Origin of the sequence: Aquitalea sp. ASV11 (assembly GCF_016429185.1) — a bacterium.
GTDB lineage: Bacteria > Pseudomonadota > Gammaproteobacteria > Burkholderiales > Chromobacteriaceae > Aquitalea > Aquitalea pelogenes.
The window spans coordinates 1-15,148 of record NZ_JAELUD010000025.1 but is presented as its reverse complement, the minus strand read 5'-3'; the positions used below and the strand labels follow the sequence as shown (position 1 = coordinate 15,148).

Sequence of the window (15,148 nt, the reverse complement as noted above, 5' to 3'; positions counted from 1 at the left end):
GGCTTGTCTGCTGCATGAAGGCTGGGCCGGACAGGGCGGATGGCTTTTGGTAAACTGCTGGGCTTGAACCATTTTGCACAGTGTGCGCTTGTCCCATGCAGGTTGTTGAAAAGAAAGTTCTGGTTGCCCATACCCCGGCGCAAATGTTTGCGCTGGTGGACAAGGTAGAGAATTACCCGCGTTTTCTGCCCTGGTGTGCCAAGGCGGAGGAGCACTCACGTGAGGGTGATCAGCAGGTGGCCAGCCTGCATATCGATTACCTGAAAATCCGTCAGCATTTCACCACGCGCAATACCCTGCGTGACGGGGAGAGCATCCTGATGGAGCTGGTGGAGGGGCCTTTCCAGCATTTGCAGGGTTTGTGGCAGTTTACGCCCTTGGGGGATTTTGGCTGCAAGGTGGAGTTCAGTTTGCGTTACGAGTTTTCCAGCAAGTTGCTGGAAAAAGTGATCGGCCCGGTGTTTGGCCATATTTCCGGTACGCTGGTGGATGCTTTCATCAAGCATGCCGACAAGGTGTATGGCGATGACTGAGCGGTTTACGGTGGAGGTGGCCTGTGCCTTGCCGCAGCGGCAGAGCATCGTGTCGCTGGAGGTGGCTGCTGGCTGTACTGCCATCGAGGCGGTGCAACAGTCCGGCATACTGGCGCAGTTTTCCATGGTGGACAGCAACAATCTCAAGCTGGGCATCTTCAGCAAGGCCATCAAGCCGGAAACGGTGTTGCGTGCCGGCGACCGGGTGGAAATCTATCGCCCCTTGCAGGCCGACCCGAAGGCTGTGCGTCGGCAGCGGGCCGAGGCCGGCAAGGGCATGAGCAAGGGCGGCGGAGAATGAAAAAACCGGGGATATCCCCGGTTTTTTTTGGCTTTGTTCAAATTAGCCGATTCGGTTCGGCGGAAATCACGCGGTTCTTGCCACTGATTTTGGCTTGGTACATGGCCTGGTCGGCACGTTCGATGACTTCGATGTCCTGTTCTCCCAGATGCCATTTGGCAATACCGGCACTGAAGGTGATGACCAGGCGGTCGTTATTGGCCATGAAGAAGGTGCGTGTCAGTTCGCGCTGCAGTCGTTGTACCGTGTCGATGGCTTCATCCACCGGGGTGTCCGGCATAAGAACGACAAATTCCTCCCCGCCAAAACGTGCGACGATATCCGCAGGACGCATATTGTGCTTCATCACGTCCACCAGGTATTTCAGCGCGTCATCCCCTGTCAGGTGGCCGTAGCGGTCGTTCAGTTGCTTGAAGTTGTCGACATCGATCAGAGCGACGCTCAGGTCGCTATTGGTGCGTTCGGCACGGCTGATTTCGCGCTGGAAATGTTCGGCAAGGCCACGACGGTTGTAGGCGCCGGTCAGCTGGTCTTCCTTGACCTTGGCGCTGGCAGCTTCCAGCGCGCTTTCCAGTTCGGTGATGCGTTGTTCTGCTGCTTCTACCTGTTCGCGTGCCGCCAGCAGTTCGTCGCGGGAGCGGGTGAGATCCAGCTGCATCAGCGAGGTGTCTTCCATCAGCGCGGAGACCACGCTGCCAAGTTCCTCGACATTGCTGGTGTTTTTCAGCTTTTCGCTATGCTTGCTGATCTTGCTGTGGAAGTCGTCAGTCGAATCCGTCATTTGCGCGAGGCGCGAAATGAAACGGTCCAGCAAGGTGCGCAAGGAGCTGGTGGCTTCATCCAGCGTGCTTTTGAGCATGCCTTGCTTGCGGATCACTTCCTTCAGGCTGGTTTCCAGCTGGTAAACCTGTTGCATGGACAGCGGCTGGTGCGACAGGACTTCCTGCAGAGAATGGACTTGTCCAACCAGATAATCGTCCGAGCGATTGATCTCGGCCACATTGTCCAGCAGCAGACGCAGCAGGTTGGTCAGGCCGGAAACTAGGCGGCCTTCTTGCTGGGTTTGCAGTTCCAGCTTCAGCATGAAGCTGCGCAGCTTGGGCATGTAGACATTCAGGCTGGCATCGTCGCTTACCTGATCGAGCTCGCGAATCAGGGCTTCCAGTGACTCACCCATGTCCGGCATGCTGATCAGTCGCGGTTCCAGGCCGTGTTTGAGGGCAAACGCCAGGGTACGCTGCCAAAGCGGCCAGCTGCTGCTGTTGCTGGATGGCTGGCTGGTGGATTCGGCCGGGGTGTCTGTCAGTGCGCCACCTGCGTCCAGTACGTCAATGGGGTCGCGCTGACTGGCGGGCGCACTCCAGTTGCGCACCAGGGCGGATAGCTTGAGATTGAGTTCTTCCGGCTGGTTGCCGAAGTTGATCAGTACCCTTTCCAGTGCCGCTTGCTTGTGATGCTGGGGCAGGTCGGGCAGACGCAAGTCCCAGCTACGGATCAGGTTCTGGATCAGGCTGCCCCAGGGTTGGGACAGGTTGGTCTGGCTTAGTGCCAGCTTGAGAAAATCGATGGCCAGCTGCGGCAACAGTTCCCAACGGGATTCGTCGGTGGCCTGTTTGATGCGCAGCAGCAGTGTCTTGGTTTGCGGTGATTCAGCCGGAATGGTTTCCAGAGCACGCAATAGCTGGGTACCCAGCTTGTTGTCTCGCTCAACGGGAGTTTGCGTGAGCTCGTGATAGACGCGCTCGAAATTTTCCGGTGTTGGTAGCAGTTTGCGCAGACTCAGCTGTTTGAGCGTTTCCCGTGCAACCTCTATCGGATTCTGTGTTGTCATTGACCAAACCCTGGAAGTTTTGTAGCCAGCCATAGTTATTTTTAGTTCAGGAAGGTGACGGTTTGGACTGGCTTAGTCAATGTTTTGTCGCAGTCGCCGGATCCAGTAATTGGAAAAATACCTCACCATTGCGGATCATACCAAGTTCGTTGCGTGCTCTCTCTTCAATTGCATCGGTTCCTTGCTTCAGGTCACGAACTTCGGCATCCAGGGCTGCGTTGCGGGCTATCAGCTTTTGCGTGACAGCCCGCTGTTCCTGCAGTTGCTTGTCCAGCTGCCAGACCCTGAGCCAGCTCCCCTTGCCAAACCACAAGGGCCATTGCAAGGCGATCAGCAGGGTTACCAGTGTCAGGGTCAGCCAGCGCATGGATTCAAGCTTACTTCAGGTGATAGAAAGCAGCACGACCCGGGAACCAGGCAGCATCACCCAGTTCTTCTTCGATACGCAGCAGCTGGTTGTACTTGGCCATGCGGTCGGAGCGGGACAGGGAACCGGTCTTGATCTGCATGCAGTTGGTGGCAACTGCCAGGTCGGCAATGGTGCTGTCTTCGGTTTCGCCGGAACGATGGCTCATGACGCTGGTATAGCTGGAGCGCTTGGCCAGGTCAACCGCTTTCAGTGTTTCGGACAGGGTGCCGATCTGGTTTACCTTCACCAGCAGCGAATTGCAGATGCCGGCTTCGATACCCTTGGCCAGGATCTTCGGGTTGGTGACGAATACGTCGTCGCCCACCAGCTGGATGCGCTTGCCCAGGCGGTCGGTCAGGATCTTCCAGCCTTCCCAGTCATGTTCGCTCATGCCATCTTCGATGGAGATGATCGGGTAGTTGTTGACCAGGGTTTCCAGGTAGTCGGCAAACTGCGCGGAAGTCAGTTGCAGGCCTTCGGCGGTCAGATGGTACTTGCCGTCCTTGTAGAATTCGGAAGAGGCGCAGTCCAGAGCCAGCATCACGTCCTGGCCCGGTACGTAACCGGCGGCGTCAATGGCTTCCAGGATCAGTTTGATGGCATCTTCGTGGCTGGCCAGGTTCGGGGCAAAACCGCCTTCGTCACCCACGGTGGTGGCGTAACCCTTGGCATCACACAGCTTTTTCAGGTTGTGAAACACTTCGGCACCACAGCGCAGGGCTTCGCGGAAGGTTTGTGCACCAACCGGCATGATCATGAATTCCTGGATGTCCAGGGTGTTGTTGGCGTGCGCACCACCGTTGATCACGTTCATCATCGGCAGCGGCAGGGCCATCGGGCCGGCACCACCCAGGTAGCGGTACAGCGGCAGGCCGGCATCTTCAGCAGCTGCGCGGGCAACAGCCATGGAAACGGCCAGCATGGCGTTGGCACCCAGGCGGGACTTGGTTTCGGTGCCGTCCAGTTCGATCAGGGTCTTGTCGATGAAGGCCTGGTCTGCAGCGTCGAGGCCGATGATGGCTTCGCAGATTTCGGTATTGATGTTTTCAACAGCTTTCAGCACGCCTTTGCCCAGGTAGCGGCTCTTGTCGCCGTCACGCAGTTCCAGTGCTTCCTTCTCGCCGGTGGAGGCGCCGCTCGGTACGGCTGCGCGGCCCATTACGCCGGATTCCAGCAGTACATCGGCTTCAACAGTCGGATTACCACGGGAGTCGAGAATCTCGCGGGCTACTACGTCAATGATCGAACTCATACTTGTCCCCTTCAATTGCATTGCTTGGTTAACCGTATCACTGTCAGCCCGCCATGTTGGCGGGCTGAAGAATGCTTGCTACCACAACTCGGACTGCAACCAGACTCAGAGTGAATGCTCGGGCCAGCCGCCTTGCTTGACCAGGCGGTCCAGCTGCTGCAGCGTGGCCAGCAGTTCTTTCATCCGCCCCAGCGGCCAGGCATTCGGGCCATCGGACATGGCGCATGCCGGGTTGGGGTGGGTTTCCATGAAAATGCCGGCAATGCCTGCAGCAACGGCAGCGCGTGCCAGAACCGGCACGAATTCGCGCTGACCACCGGAAGAGCTGCCCTGACCGCCAGGCAGCTGCACCGAGTGGGTGGCATCGTAGACTACCGGGCAGGCCGTTTCACGCATGATCATCAGCGAGCGCATGTCGGATACCAGATTGTTGTAGCCGAACGATACGCCACGCTCGCAGGCCATGAAACTGTCCTCTGGCAAACCGGCTTCCAGTGCGGCGGCGCGGGCCTTGTCGATGACATTTTTCATGTCGCCCGGAGCAAGAAACTGCCCCTTCTTGATGTTGACCGGCTTGCCGCACTGGGCAACGGCGCGGATGAAGTCAGTCTGGCGGCACAGGAAAGCCGGGGTCTGCAGCACATCCACCACGCTGGCAACCTGGGCGATTTCACTCTCGGCATGCACATCGGTCAAGACGGGAACGCCGATCTGGCGTTTTACTTCGTCCAGAATGCGCAGGCCTTCATCAATGCCAAAGCCACGGAAAGAGGTGCCGGAGGACCGGTTGGCCTTGTCGTAGCTCGACTTGTAGATGAAGTTGATGCCCAGTTCGCTGGTAATTTCTTTCAGCTGACCGGCGGTGTCCAGTGCCATCTGTTCGCTTTCGATGACGCAGGGACCTGCAATCAGGAACAGGGGCTGGTTCAGGCCGACTTCGAATCCGCACAGTTTCATGCTTATTTCCCTTGCTTTTCAGCCTTGTAGTCGATGGCTGCCTGCACATAGGCCTTGAACAGCGGGTGGCCATCGCGCGGGGTAGAGGTGAATTCCGGGTGGAACTGGCAGGCAAAGAACCAGCGATGGTCTTTCAGCTCGATGGTTTCCACCAGCTTTTCATGACCGGCGGAGCGGCCGGAAATGGTCAGTCCGGCTGCTTCCAGGCGTTGTACGTAGTAGTTGTTCACTTCGTAGCGGTGACGATGGCGCTCGACGATGTCGGTGGAGCCATAAACGCGTGCTGCCAGAGAGCCTTCTACCAGATCGCAGTGCTGGCCGCCCAGACGCATGGTGCCGCCCATATTGGAGTTTTCGTCACGCTTCTCGATCTTGCCGTCGTGATTGACCCATTCGTCGATCAGGGCGACGACCGGATAGTCGGTATCCAGGTCGAATTCGGTGGAGTTGGCACCGGCAAGGCCGGCAACATCACGCGCGTATTCAATCAGTGCAATCTGCATGCCCAGGCAGATACCCATGTAAGGGATGTTGTTCTCGCGGGCAAACTTGACGGCCTTGATCTTACCTTCCACGCCACGCTTGCCGAAGCCGCCCGGTACCAGGATGGCATCCATGTCCTTCAGCGATTCGGCACCGTCACGCTCGATGTCTTCGGAATCGACATAGATGATGTTGACATCGGAACGGGTGTGGATGCCGGCGTGCTTCAGGGCTTCCGACAGCGACTTGTAGGATTCGGTCAGGTCAACATACTTGCCGACCATGGCGATGTTGACGGTTTGTTCCGGATGTTCGATGGCGTCGATGATGCCAGCCCATACCGACAGGTCAGCCGGCGGGATGTCCAGCTGCATGTGTTCGGTAATGATGTCGTCAATGCCTTGTTCGTGCAGCATGGCCGGGACTTTGTAGATGGAGTCCGAGTCGTAGCAGCCGATGACGGCGTTTTCTTCGACATTACAGAACAGGGCGATCTTGCGCTTTTCATCGGCCGGAAGCTCGCGGTCCATGCGGCACAGCAGGATGTCCGGCTGGATGCCGATTTCACGCAGTTCCTTTACCGAGTGCTGGGTCGGCTTGGTCTTGATTTCACCTGCGGTGGCAATGAACGGCACGTAGGACAGATGCACGTACATGGTGTTCTTGCGGCCCAGGTTGGAGCGCATCTGGCGGATGGCTTCCAGGAAGGGCAGGGACTCGATATCACCCACGGTGCCGCCGATTTCGACGATGGCCACGTCGGCATCGCCCGCGCCTTCATGCACCTTGTGCTTGATTTCGTCGGTGATGTGCGGAATGACCTGCACGGTACCACCCAGGTAGTCGCCACGGCGCTCCTTGGTGATCACGGATTCGTAAACCTGACCAGTGGTGAAGTTGTTGCTCTTCTTCATCTTGGATTTGATGAAGCGCTCATAGTGGCCAAGGTCGAGGTCGGTTTCTGCGCCGTCTTCGGTCACGAATACTTCACCGTGCTGGAAGGGGCTCATGGTACCCGGGTCGACGTTGATGTACGGGTCGAGCTTCAGCATGGTGACTTTCAGCCCGCGCGACTCAAGAATGGCAGCAATGGACGCAGCGGCGATGCCCTTCCCCAGGGAAGACACCACACCGCCGGTTACGAAGATATACTTGGTCATGGAATTACGGCTCTATGGGAATCCGGGATTTTAACCTGAAATCGCTTGGATTTGAACCGCCATGGCGCGCCTTGTTGCAACAATGAATGCAACACTTGTTCGGTCTGATTTCAGCTTGTGCTCGCCAGTTTGTGGTAATTCCGTTACAATACGCCCCGACTGTTTCATATACGAGATCGTGCTTTCCACGGAAAGTGCGCATCATGCTTGAATCGCTGGCTTTTTTCATGGTATAAAGCCAGCTTTTACCGGTTTTGGGAGTGTTAACATGGCGCGTGTTTGCAAAGTCACCGGCAAACGTCCGATGACCGGGAACAATGTTTCCCACGCCAACAACAAGACGAAACGTCGTTTCCTGCCGAACTTGCAGTACCGCAAGTTCTGGGTAGAAAGCGAAAACCGCTGGGTGCGCCTGCGCGTATCCAACGCTGCACTGCGTACTATCGATAAAGTTGGTATCGATGTAGTGCTGGCAGATCTGCGCGCTCGTGGCGAGATCTAAGCGGTCCTCTAGATAGCGACAGATAGGTAATACAATGCGCGATAAAATCAAGCTTGAATCCACCGCCGGCACTGGCCACTTCTACACTACTACGAAGAACAAGCGCACGATGCCGGAAAAAATGGAGATCAAAAAATTTGATCCCGTTGCCCGCAAACACGTTATCTACAAGGAAACCAAGCTGAAGTAAGCTTGATTTTCAGTAACGTCGAAGAGCCCTTCTCTGGTGCACGGAGAAGGGTTTTTTATTGCCTGCCTTTTGTGCACTTCCTTCCTTCCTTCCTTCTCTTCTTGCTGCTCTTCTTGCTGCTCTCTTTGTTTTTGATCAAATAAAATTCCATATATTGATATTTTTGGGATATATTTTCAGGATGTGTAATTTTATGATCATTTCCGGGTGCGAGCCGGACTGTGCAGAGGAATAGCCATGAAGCCCATTGCCATCATTCAGCATGTTGCGCTGGATGGCCCGGAGTATTTTCTTGATTACCTGAATCGTTCCGGAATTCCATCACGCATTTTCAGAGTTTATGCCGGTGATGCCTTGCCTCCGGATGTCTGTGACTATGCCGGTGTGGCCAGTTTTGGCGGGCCGATGAGTGTGCATGATGTGGCAGAGCATCCGTGGATCCTGCCTGAGATTGAATTCTTGCGTCGCGCCGTGGCGGCGGATGTGCCGGTGATTGGCCACTGCCTTGGCGGGCAATTGTTGGCGCTGGCACTGGGTGCCGAAGTCAGCAAGGCGGAGATTCCCGAAATCGGCTGGATTGATTTGCAGCCTGCGGCTGCCGCAGTGGCTGCGCAGTGGTTTGGAGACAGGCAAGCGCTGCGCGTGTTCCAGTGGCACAGCGATACCTTTGCCTTGCCTGCTGGTGCCAGCTTGCTGGCCAGTAGTGTCTTTTGCCGCAATCAGGCGTTTCTGTATGCGGGCAAGCATCTGGGCATGCAGTTCCACTGTGAAGTGAAAGCACCGATGATTCGCAAATGGTTGCAGGTGGGTTATCAGGAAATAGACGGGCATGATTTGCCCAGCGTGATGTCCGTCGACGCGATTGCTGCCTCCCTGGATGCTGGCATGCCCCAAAGTCATGCCCAGGCGGATGCCATCTATCGCCGCTGGCTGCAGGGTGCGTATGGCTGAGTGCTGCGGTAACAGGCTGGATCAGCCAGCCTGATGCGCATAGGTTTTTTTGGCCAGCACCATGTCCTGCCATGCCTTGGCCTTGTCAGGCAGATTACGTAGCAGGTAAGCCGGGTGATAGGTGGCAATCAGCGGAATGCCTTGGTACTGGTGGACCTGGCCGCGCAGTTTGCCAATGGTTTGTTCGCTTTGCAGCAGGGTCTGCACGGCAAAGCGCCCCAGCGCCACAATCAGCACGGGCTGGACGTGCTGAATCTGTTGTTGCAGATAGCCCTGGCAAGCCAGGATTTCCTCTGGTGCCGGGTTGCGGTTGCCCGGCGGGCGGCATTTAAGGACGTTGGCAATGTAGACATCACGGTCGCGATCCAGACCAGCGGCGGCCAGCATATTGTCCAGCAGTTGTCCGGCCTTGCCGACAAAGGGCTCGCCTTGTCTGTCCTCGTGCTCTCCGGGGGCTTCGCCAATCAGCATCCAGCGTGCCTTGGGATTGCCGCGGCCAAATACGGTCTGGGTGCGCGTGCGGCACAGGGTACAGCGTTCGCAATTGGCAACGTTCTGTTCCAGTTGCGCCCAGTCGGGGAGGCTGTCGGTTGTGTTGATGGCAGCAGGGGGCTCCGCTGTGACTGGCGATGCTGGCGACGGGCTGTCCTGCTCCTGAGGCAAGGCTACCATCGGCTGCACCTGGACGGGTGCTGCTGGCACTGCAATCTCGGGGTGGTGCAGCTCGGCCATGGCCGTGTCGTGGCTGGCTTGTATCAGCGCATGCCTGGCGATTTCTGCCGGATGATCGGTAAACCAGCCCTCGCGGGATTCCCAGATGGGGCCCAGGCCCATGGCTTGCTGGATGAAACGGCTGCGATTCATAGCACGGCCTCCATCAGGATGGCGTGTTCGCGTTCGCCATTGGCGCACCGGTAGTAGTTTTTGCGCATGCCGGTTTCCTGAAAGCCGCAACGGTTGTAAAGCTTGCGGGCCGGCAGGTTGCTGGCGCGGACTTCCAGAAACAATTTGGTGCAGCCGTGTTGCTTCAGGTCTTGCATCAGACCGGTCAGCAGGGTAAAACCCAGGCCCTGGCCTTGTTGTCCGGTTGCAATGAAGATATTGAGCAGTTCGGCTTCGTCCAGCAGCGGCATGACGACGGCGCAGCCAAGGGCCTGCTGGTCCAGGCCATAAAATACATGTCCTGCCTGGATGGAGTCCTGGTAATGACGTGCACTCCAGCCATGTGCAGTGGCGGTCGCTTCCAGTTGTGCCAGCTGTTCGGCATTAACAGCTTGCTGGCGCGAAACCTGGCTCATCCCTTCAAGGCCTGTTGTTCGACGGATGTGAGAGCCACCTTGTTGCGCACATACAGCAACTCGGCTTCTCTGGGGTGCTGCTGCGGGTAGCGACCGCTAAGGGCCAGCGCAATATGGGCGCGTGCATCGGCGCGGAGAATGCCGCTGTGCCGTGTGCTGTCGCGCTGGGTAGCCAGCAGTGCCGGATAATTGGGGAAGCCATCTCCTGCCAGCATGGTGATGCCATCTGGCAAGGTGACGTCTTGCGGGTCTTGCAGGGTAATGGGGGTCAGCCGCTGCCATGTCGGCCCGGTCTGGTAGCTGGCACAGTAAACCTGCTGCATGCGGGCATCCTGGCAGACCAGTACCCGCTCGGCAGCACTTTGCTGGGCAACGGCATCCAGTGTGGGGATGCCGATGACCGGCAGTCCGGCGGAAAATGCCAGTCCTTGAGCCAGGCCGCAGGCAATGCGCAGCCCGGTGAACGAGCCGGGGCCCTGGCCATAAACAATGGCATCCAGATCGCTCAAGCCGATGTCAGCCTGTTGCAGCAGTCGCTGGATTTCCGGCAGCGTGCGCTCGGCGTGCTTTTGTCCCATTTCTTCATGGAAATTCAGTAACTGATTATCCAGGCTGAGGGCAAGAGACAAATAACTGCTGGAAGTGTCTATGGCTAACAGTTTCATCGAGATGTGCTGACCGGCTGAAGGGCTGGCAATTATAAGCCCAGATCCTCCACCCAAGCGAGTGCGGCAACGTGGGACTGGTTGAGTTGTTCCGGACTGATGCCCAATTGCTGACACAGGGCTTCCACACCGTTGAGCTGGCCATCTTCGCAAGACTGGGTAAGTTGCAGCAGCATGCCCATCCGGCCCTTGCGGGCGGCCAGGGCTTCGATGATGCAAACCGGCAATTGCAGATGTTCCAGAATGGCGTTCATCGGCATGTCAAACAATACGTCCAGCAGGCTGAACATGCCGACAATGAACAGGTTGTCGCAATCGTCCGGACTCATGCCCAACTCCGCGCCAAGAAGCTCCATCAGGCGGCCGCGTGTGACGGCAGTTTTCTGGAGTGCCGGTGGTGCGCGTCCATCGTCGGATGCGGTAACCAATAGCAGGGTGAGCCAGCGGTACAGCTTTTTGTAGCCCAGTACCGTGACTGCGTGCGAGAAGGAGCTGATGGTGGTGTTCAGGCCGGCCGCAGCCGAGTTCACATAGCGCAGCAGCTTGTAGGACAGGGCGACATCGCGCTTGAGAATCTGCTCCACCTTGCGCAGGTCGGCATCCATCCGCAACAGGTTGAGCAGTTCAAGGGCATTGCTGAAGGTTGGGTGAATCACTTTGGCCGACAGGGTTTCCGGCTTGGCAAAGTAATAACCCTGGAAGCCATCCATGCCCAGTTCCTTGCACAGATGGTATTGCTCGTGGGTTTCCACGCGCTCGGCAATGCGGATGACCGGATAGCTGCGCAAGCGGGCAGCCAGCACCTGAAAGTGATTGGGGTCGCGATTCTGGATGTCTAGCTTTACGTAATTGGCAAATTCCAGAAATGCAGCCGATTGCGCTTCGAAACTGAAATCATCCAGAGCAATGCCAAAACCCAGCGAGCGCAAATGGCGGGCGCGCGACAGCAGCTCACTGGAGGGCGAAATATCCGGTGCGATGTCCAGGATGACGCGCCGTGGTGGCAGTAGTTCCAGAAAGTCGCTGGTCAGCATGGCTTCGCCGACATTGATGAAAGCCAGCTTGTTGCCGATCAGCCAGCTGGTACCCATATTGTTCAGGGTATTGACCAGCACGTCAGTGTCGGCCTGCAGTTCGCTGTGCGGGCCGACTGAACTGGCTTCCTTGCTTGCACGAAAAAGCAGCTCATACCCGATGAGCTGCTGGTTGCGGTTGAGAACCGTTTGCCTTCCGATGAAGGCGCATTGAGTGGTCATTAAAGCTTGCCAGTCTTGGTTTTTTTATACGGAAATCAGCTCCGAAGTTCTGACTTGGCCATTGGTGCCGTCGCTGGAGCTGAGCAGGTCTTCCATGTCCAGTACCAGAACCACCGAACCATCGCCAGACAGGGTGGCACCGGCCACGCCCTTCGGACGAATGTTCTGCAGCGGCTTGATGACCACATCGTCCCGACCGACAAAGGAGTCGATGGCCAGAATGAAGGACTTCTCGGCCGATTGCATCAGCACGCCAAAGTAGGGCTTCTGGGTGGGTTCCCAGCCCAGCAGGCCAGCCAGGGTACGCAGCGGCAGGATTTCATCACGCACCACGATGGTGGGTTTGCCCGAAACTTCCTGGATGGCATTCGGGTCGATGGTGATGATTTCGCGCACCATGGCCAGCGGTACGGCAAACGGCTGGTTGCAGGCACGCACCACCAGCACCGGCAGAATGGCCAGCGTCAGCGGCAGCGAAATGCTGATGCGGGTGCCTTCGCCCGGTAGCGAATTGATGTCGATGCGGCCATTGAGCTTCTGGATGTTGGTACGCACCACGTCCATGCCCACACCGCGGCCGGAAACGCTGGAGATCTGGTCCTTGGTGGAGAAGCCTGGCATGAAGATGAGCTGCAGGCACTGCTTCTCGTCCAGACCGTTGGCGGTTTCCTGATCGATCAGGCCTTTTTCGATGGCCTTGCGACGCAGGGCGTCCGGGTTCATGCCCTTGCCGTCGTCGGTGATTTCGATCTGGATGTGATCGCCCACCTGTTCGGCAGTCAGCTGGATCAGCGATTGCGGCTTCTTGCCGGCAGCAATACGTTCTTCCGGCGACTCGACACCATGGTCAACTGCATTGCGCACCAGGTGAACCAGCGGATCGTTGAGGTCTTCGATCATGGTCTTGTCCAGCTCGGTTTCTTCACCGGACAGTACCAGTTCGACTTCCTTGCCCAGTTGACGGGCCAGGTCACGTGCCAAACGCGGGTATTTCTGGAACAGGCGGCCAATCGGCTGCATGCGGGTTTTCATCACTGCGTTCTGCAGGTCGCCTACCAGCAGGTCCAGCTGGCTGATGGCTTCATCCAGCGAACGCAGGGTATTGCCGTCGCGATTGCCCTGCAGGATTTCCGTGCGCAGGGTGGTCAGACGGTTCTTGGTCAGGCCGATTTCGCCGGAAAGGTTCAGCACCATGTCCAGACGCACCGTGTCGATACGGATGGTATTTTCCTGCGGGCCGCTGCTGTTGCCTGCGCTGCTGGGCTGCTTGTTGGCAACCGGCTTGGGAGGCTGCTTGACGGCCGGCAGGTGCTCGGCGGCGGTGATCAGTTCGTGGGCAGGGGCGGCTGCAGGCGCTGCCGCAGCCGGAACCGCAGGGGTAGCAGCCGGGGCCGGGCTTGCGCTGGCCGGGGCAGCTTGCGGCACGATGGCCTGGTGCAGTGCATTCCAGTCCGGACCATCTGCAGCAGCCGGTGCCGCCGCCGGGCTGCTGACAGCTGCGGGGGCAGGCTCTTCAGCACCTGCTTTGGTCGGAGTCTGACCTGCCAGTACGGCATCCAGGGCATTCAGCACATCGGCATCAGCTTCGGCAACCATCAATCCCTGGCCGAGCGTGCCAAACATGTCGCGCACGATACCGGTAGCGTCCAGAATGACGTCCATCACTTCCGGTGTGATGTGCAGCTCGCCGTTACGCAGCTTGTCGAACAGGTTTTCCGTGCGATGGCACAGGTTGACCATCGGGCCGACGTTCAGAAAGCCGGCACCACCCTTGATGGTATGAAACCCCCGGAAAATGTCGTTGAGCAACGCCTTGTCTTCAGGACGCTTTTCCAGTTCCACCAGCTTGTTGTCCACGTCGGACAAGAGGTCGGTGGATTCCATCAGGAAGTCTTGTAGCAGTTCTTCCATGCCGCCAAAATCGCTCATATTCTCACCCCGCTTATGCCGCTAACACGTTCACCGCTATTGTTCAGAAGCCCAGGCTTTCCAGCAGGTCATCAACCTGCTGTTGGCTGGAAACCACGTCTGTCCTGCCTTCCGGATTAATGACTGGTCCGTTGAGCAGGTTATTGTCCAGGCCTGCCTTTTTCGAGTCCGGCGAGAACTCGATCAGGAAGGTCACCAGTTCCTTCTCCAGTATATGCACCATGTCCATCATTTTCTTGATGACTTGGCCGGTTAAATCCTGAAAGTCTTGCGCCATCACAATTTCCAGCAACTGGGCATTGGTGGCTTGCGTCTGTTTGGGTACCTGTCCCAGGTACTGGCGCGTGTCTTCGGCAAGATTCTTGAATTCGGCAATGGACAGCTGATTGGCATACAGCTGTTCCCAGCGGGCCGTCAAGGCGCGGGCCCGGCTTTCGATTTCGTCCTGATAAGGCTTGGCCAGATCGGTGGCATTGAGCACACGTTCAGCAGCGCTCTCGGTCAGGGATGCGATATAACTCAAGCGGTCCTTGGCATCCGGCAGTGCATCCGCCACTTTTTCCAGCGACTTGTCATAGCCCAGATCACGCAAGGCATCGTGCATCTTGCGGGTCAGCTGGCCGATCTGCTCGTACATCACGGCAGGGTTTTGTTCCGCCGTGTTTGCCACCGTGCCGACAGGGCTGCTGGCGGTGTCAGCGTCTTTTTGCTGACTGGCGGCAATGCTGTCGAACAGTGCTTCCAGATCCGGGGAATCTCCACTTTCCAGAATGTGATCCGGCACGATAGCCTCTCCTCAGGACTGACCAGGCAAGTGTTTTTGCTCTGTTTGTTGGTTTTACTTGTTCATGTTCTGGAAGATCTTGTTCATCTTTTCTTCCAGCGTGGCCGCGGTAAACGGCTTCACGATATAGCCGCTGGCACCGGCCATGGCTGCCTCGATGATGTTTTCCCGCTTGGCTTCGGCGGTAATCATCATGAAGGGCAGATGCTTGATCTGCTGGTCGGCACGGACCGCCTTGAGCAGCTCGATGCCCGTCATGTTGGGCATGTTCCAGTCTGAAACTATAAAGTCGAAATGTTGCGTTTTCAGCTTGTGCAAGGCGACCTGGCCGTCTTCGGCCTCGTCCACATTGGTAAAGCCCAGCTCTTTCAACAGGTTGCGTACGATGCGTCTCATGGTCGAGAAGTCGTCCACAACGAGGAAGCGCATGTTTTTATCTGGCATCTGGGTAGGTCCTGAAATGTCGGTATTCCATTGAGCCGTTGATTTTAACGGTTACCTCTGCAGAAATGGAATCAAAGTTTCAGCCAGGATTGCCGGGTCGAATTTGGCAACATAGGCATCCACCCCCACGCTGGAACCCATCGCCTTGTTGGCATTGGACGACAGCGAGGAATGCATGATAACCGGGATGCCTTTGAAGCGGA

Annotated in this window: 17 protein-coding genes and 1 pseudogene; 5 read left to right on the top strand and 13 right to left on the bottom strand. The window is 57.3% G+C overall.

The genetic code is table 11. From position 1 onward, the window contains the following. Positions 1–95 precede the first annotated feature (95 nt). Complete coding sequence (locus JHD62_RS10100; protein ID WP_045847416.1) at positions 96–533, top strand: type II toxin-antitoxin system RatA family toxin; 438 nt, start codon at positions 96–98, stop codon at positions 531–533. Continuing rightward, entirely contained in the window at positions 526–834 is a 309-nt protein-coding gene (locus JHD62_RS10095; RefSeq protein ID WP_199102781.1) for an RnfH family protein, read from the top strand. The genes JHD62_RS10100 and JHD62_RS10095 overlap by 8 nt, the downstream gene beginning before the upstream one ends. A gap of 37 nt (positions 835–871) precedes the next feature. Here JHD62_RS10095 and JHD62_RS10090 read toward each other — a convergent pair whose 3' ends face one another. The 5 genes from JHD62_RS10090 to JHD62_RS10070 all read right to left on the bottom strand — a co-directional run bounded on the left by JHD62_RS10090 (position 872) and on the right by JHD62_RS10070 (position 6,926). Continuing rightward, positions 872–2,665 carry a GGDEF domain-containing protein gene (locus JHD62_RS10090; protein WP_199102780.1) on the bottom strand — a complete coding sequence of 598 codons (1,794 nt, stop codon included), beginning with the start codon at positions 2,663–2,665 and terminating at the stop codon, positions 872–874. Positions 2,666–2,741: 76 nt separating this feature from the next. Further along, entirely contained in the window at positions 2,742–3,032 is a 291-nt protein-coding gene (gene ftsB, locus JHD62_RS10085; RefSeq protein ID WP_045847413.1) for a cell division protein FtsB, read from the bottom strand. 10 nt (positions 3,033–3,042) lie between these two features. Next, complete coding sequence (eno, locus tag JHD62_RS10080; RefSeq protein ID WP_199102779.1) at positions 3,043–4,326, bottom strand: phosphopyruvate hydratase; 1,284 nt, start codon at positions 4,324–4,326, stop codon at positions 3,043–3,045. 105 nt (positions 4,327–4,431) lie between these two features. Next, positions 4,432–5,283, bottom strand: coding sequence for a 3-deoxy-8-phosphooctulonate synthase (gene kdsA / locus JHD62_RS10075; RefSeq protein ID WP_045847411.1), 852 nt, complete (start codon positions 5,281–5,283; stop codon positions 4,432–4,434). 2 nt (positions 5,284–5,285) lie between these two features. Beyond that, the gene (locus JHD62_RS10070) at positions 5,286–6,926 is read right to left on the bottom strand and encodes a CTP synthase (protein ID WP_045847410.1); all 1,641 of its coding nucleotides are present in this window, start codon (positions 6,924–6,926) and stop codon (positions 5,286–5,288) included. A 268-nt stretch (positions 6,927–7,194) separates the two neighbouring features. On the opposite strand from JHD62_RS10070, the gene rpmB reads away from it, so the two are divergent. From rpmB to JHD62_RS10055, 3 genes are all read left to right on the top strand, one after another. Further along, the gene (gene rpmB / locus JHD62_RS10065; protein WP_011137003.1) at positions 7,195–7,428 is read left to right on the top strand and encodes a 50S ribosomal protein L28; all 234 of its coding nucleotides are present in this window, start codon (positions 7,195–7,197) and stop codon (positions 7,426–7,428) included. A 34-nt stretch (positions 7,429–7,462) separates the two neighbouring features. Continuing rightward, a complete protein-coding gene (gene rpmG / locus JHD62_RS10060) occupies positions 7,463–7,618 on the top strand; it encodes a 50S ribosomal protein L33 (RefSeq protein ID WP_028453358.1) in 156 nt (51 codons plus the stop codon). A 237-nt stretch (positions 7,619–7,855) separates the two neighbouring features. Continuing rightward, positions 7,856–8,569 (top strand): type 1 glutamine amidotransferase, encoded by a 714-nt coding sequence (locus JHD62_RS10055; RefSeq protein WP_199102778.1) that lies wholly within the window; start codon positions 7,856–7,858, stop codon positions 8,567–8,569. A 21-nt stretch (positions 8,570–8,590) separates the two neighbouring features. Here JHD62_RS10055 and JHD62_RS10050 read toward each other — a convergent pair whose 3' ends face one another. The 8 genes and pseudogenes from JHD62_RS10050 to JHD62_RS22550 all read right to left on the bottom strand — a co-directional run. Then, positions 8,591–9,433 (bottom strand): uracil-DNA glycosylase family protein, encoded by an 843-nt coding sequence (locus JHD62_RS10050; protein WP_199102777.1) that lies wholly within the window; start codon positions 9,431–9,433, stop codon positions 8,591–8,593. Then, positions 9,430–9,867: a ribosomal protein S18-alanine N-acetyltransferase gene (gene rimI, locus JHD62_RS10045; RefSeq protein WP_199102776.1), complete on the bottom strand. Its 438-nt coding sequence runs from the start codon at positions 9,865–9,867 to the stop codon at positions 9,430–9,432. Before rimI ends, JHD62_RS10050 begins: the two co-directional genes overlap by 4 nt. Then, entirely contained in the window at positions 9,864–10,532 is a 669-nt protein-coding gene (gene tsaB / locus JHD62_RS10040; RefSeq protein WP_199102775.1) for a tRNA (adenosine(37)-N6)-threonylcarbamoyltransferase complex dimerization subunit type 1 TsaB, read from the bottom strand. The genes rimI and tsaB overlap by 4 nt, the downstream gene beginning before the upstream one ends. Before the next feature lie 32 nt (positions 10,533–10,564). Beyond that, positions 10,565–11,788 (bottom strand): EAL and HDOD domain-containing protein, encoded by a 1,224-nt coding sequence (locus JHD62_RS10035; protein WP_199102774.1) that lies wholly within the window; start codon positions 11,786–11,788, stop codon positions 10,565–10,567. A 24-nt stretch (positions 11,789–11,812) separates the two neighbouring features. Then, positions 11,813–13,717: a chemotaxis protein CheA gene (locus JHD62_RS10030; RefSeq protein WP_199102773.1), complete on the bottom strand. Its 1,905-nt coding sequence runs from the start codon at positions 13,715–13,717 to the stop codon at positions 11,813–11,815. Between the two features lie 43 nt (positions 13,718–13,760). Beyond that, positions 13,761–14,501, bottom strand: coding sequence for a protein phosphatase CheZ (gene cheZ, locus JHD62_RS10025; protein ID WP_199102772.1), 741 nt, complete (start codon positions 14,499–14,501; stop codon positions 13,761–13,763). Between the two features lie 54 nt (positions 14,502–14,555). Next, the gene (gene cheY, locus JHD62_RS10020; RefSeq protein WP_082696246.1) at positions 14,556–14,945 is read right to left on the bottom strand and encodes a chemotaxis response regulator CheY; all 390 of its coding nucleotides are present in this window, start codon (positions 14,943–14,945) and stop codon (positions 14,556–14,558) included. A 51-nt stretch (positions 14,946–14,996) separates the two neighbouring features. Further along, positions 14,997–15,148 (bottom strand): annotated as a pseudogene (locus JHD62_RS22550) (chemotaxis protein CheV); the annotation flags it as partial.

Coding starts and splice junctions, on each gene's coding strand:
- JHD62_RS10100 (WP_045847416.1), top strand. CDS start 96: ATGCAGGTTGTTGAAAAGAAAGTTCTGGTTGCCCATACCCCGGCGCAA.
- JHD62_RS10095 (WP_199102781.1), top strand. CDS start 526: ATGACTGAGCGGTTTACGGTGGAGGTGGCCTGTGCCTTGCCGCAGCGG.
- JHD62_RS10090 (WP_199102780.1), bottom strand. CDS start 2,665: ATGACAACACAGAATCCGATAGAGGTTGCACGGGAAACGCTCAAACAG.
- ftsB (WP_045847413.1), bottom strand. CDS start 3,032: ATGCGCTGGCTGACCCTGACACTGGTAACCCTGCTGATCGCCTTGCAA.
- eno (WP_199102779.1), bottom strand. CDS start 4,326: ATGAGTTCGATCATTGACGTAGTAGCCCGCGAGATTCTCGACTCCCGT.
- kdsA (WP_045847411.1), bottom strand. CDS start 5,283: ATGAAACTGTGCGGATTCGAAGTCGGCCTGAACCAGCCCCTGTTCCTG.
- JHD62_RS10070 (WP_045847410.1), bottom strand. CDS start 6,926: ATGACCAAGTATATCTTCGTAACCGGCGGTGTGGTGTCTTCCCTGGGG.
- rpmB (WP_011137003.1), top strand. CDS start 7,195: ATGGCGCGTGTTTGCAAAGTCACCGGCAAACGTCCGATGACCGGGAAC.
- rpmG (WP_028453358.1), top strand. CDS start 7,463: ATGCGCGATAAAATCAAGCTTGAATCCACCGCCGGCACTGGCCACTTC.
- JHD62_RS10055 (WP_199102778.1), top strand. CDS start 7,856: ATGAAGCCCATTGCCATCATTCAGCATGTTGCGCTGGATGGCCCGGAG.
- JHD62_RS10050 (WP_199102777.1), bottom strand. CDS start 9,433: ATGAATCGCAGCCGTTTCATCCAGCAAGCCATGGGCCTGGGCCCCATC.
- rimI (WP_199102776.1), bottom strand. CDS start 9,867: ATGAGCCAGGTTTCGCGCCAGCAAGCTGTTAATGCCGAACAGCTGGCA.
- tsaB (WP_199102775.1), bottom strand. CDS start 10,532: ATGAAACTGTTAGCCATAGACACTTCCAGCAGTTATTTGTCTCTTGCC.
- JHD62_RS10035 (WP_199102774.1), bottom strand. CDS start 11,788: ATGACCACTCAATGCGCCTTCATCGGAAGGCAAACGGTTCTCAACCGC.
- JHD62_RS10030 (WP_199102773.1), bottom strand. CDS start 13,717: ATGAGCGATTTTGGCGGCATGGAAGAACTGCTACAAGACTTCCTGATG.
- cheY (WP_082696246.1), bottom strand. CDS start 14,945: ATGCCAGATAAAAACATGCGCTTCCTCGTTGTGGACGACTTCTCGACC.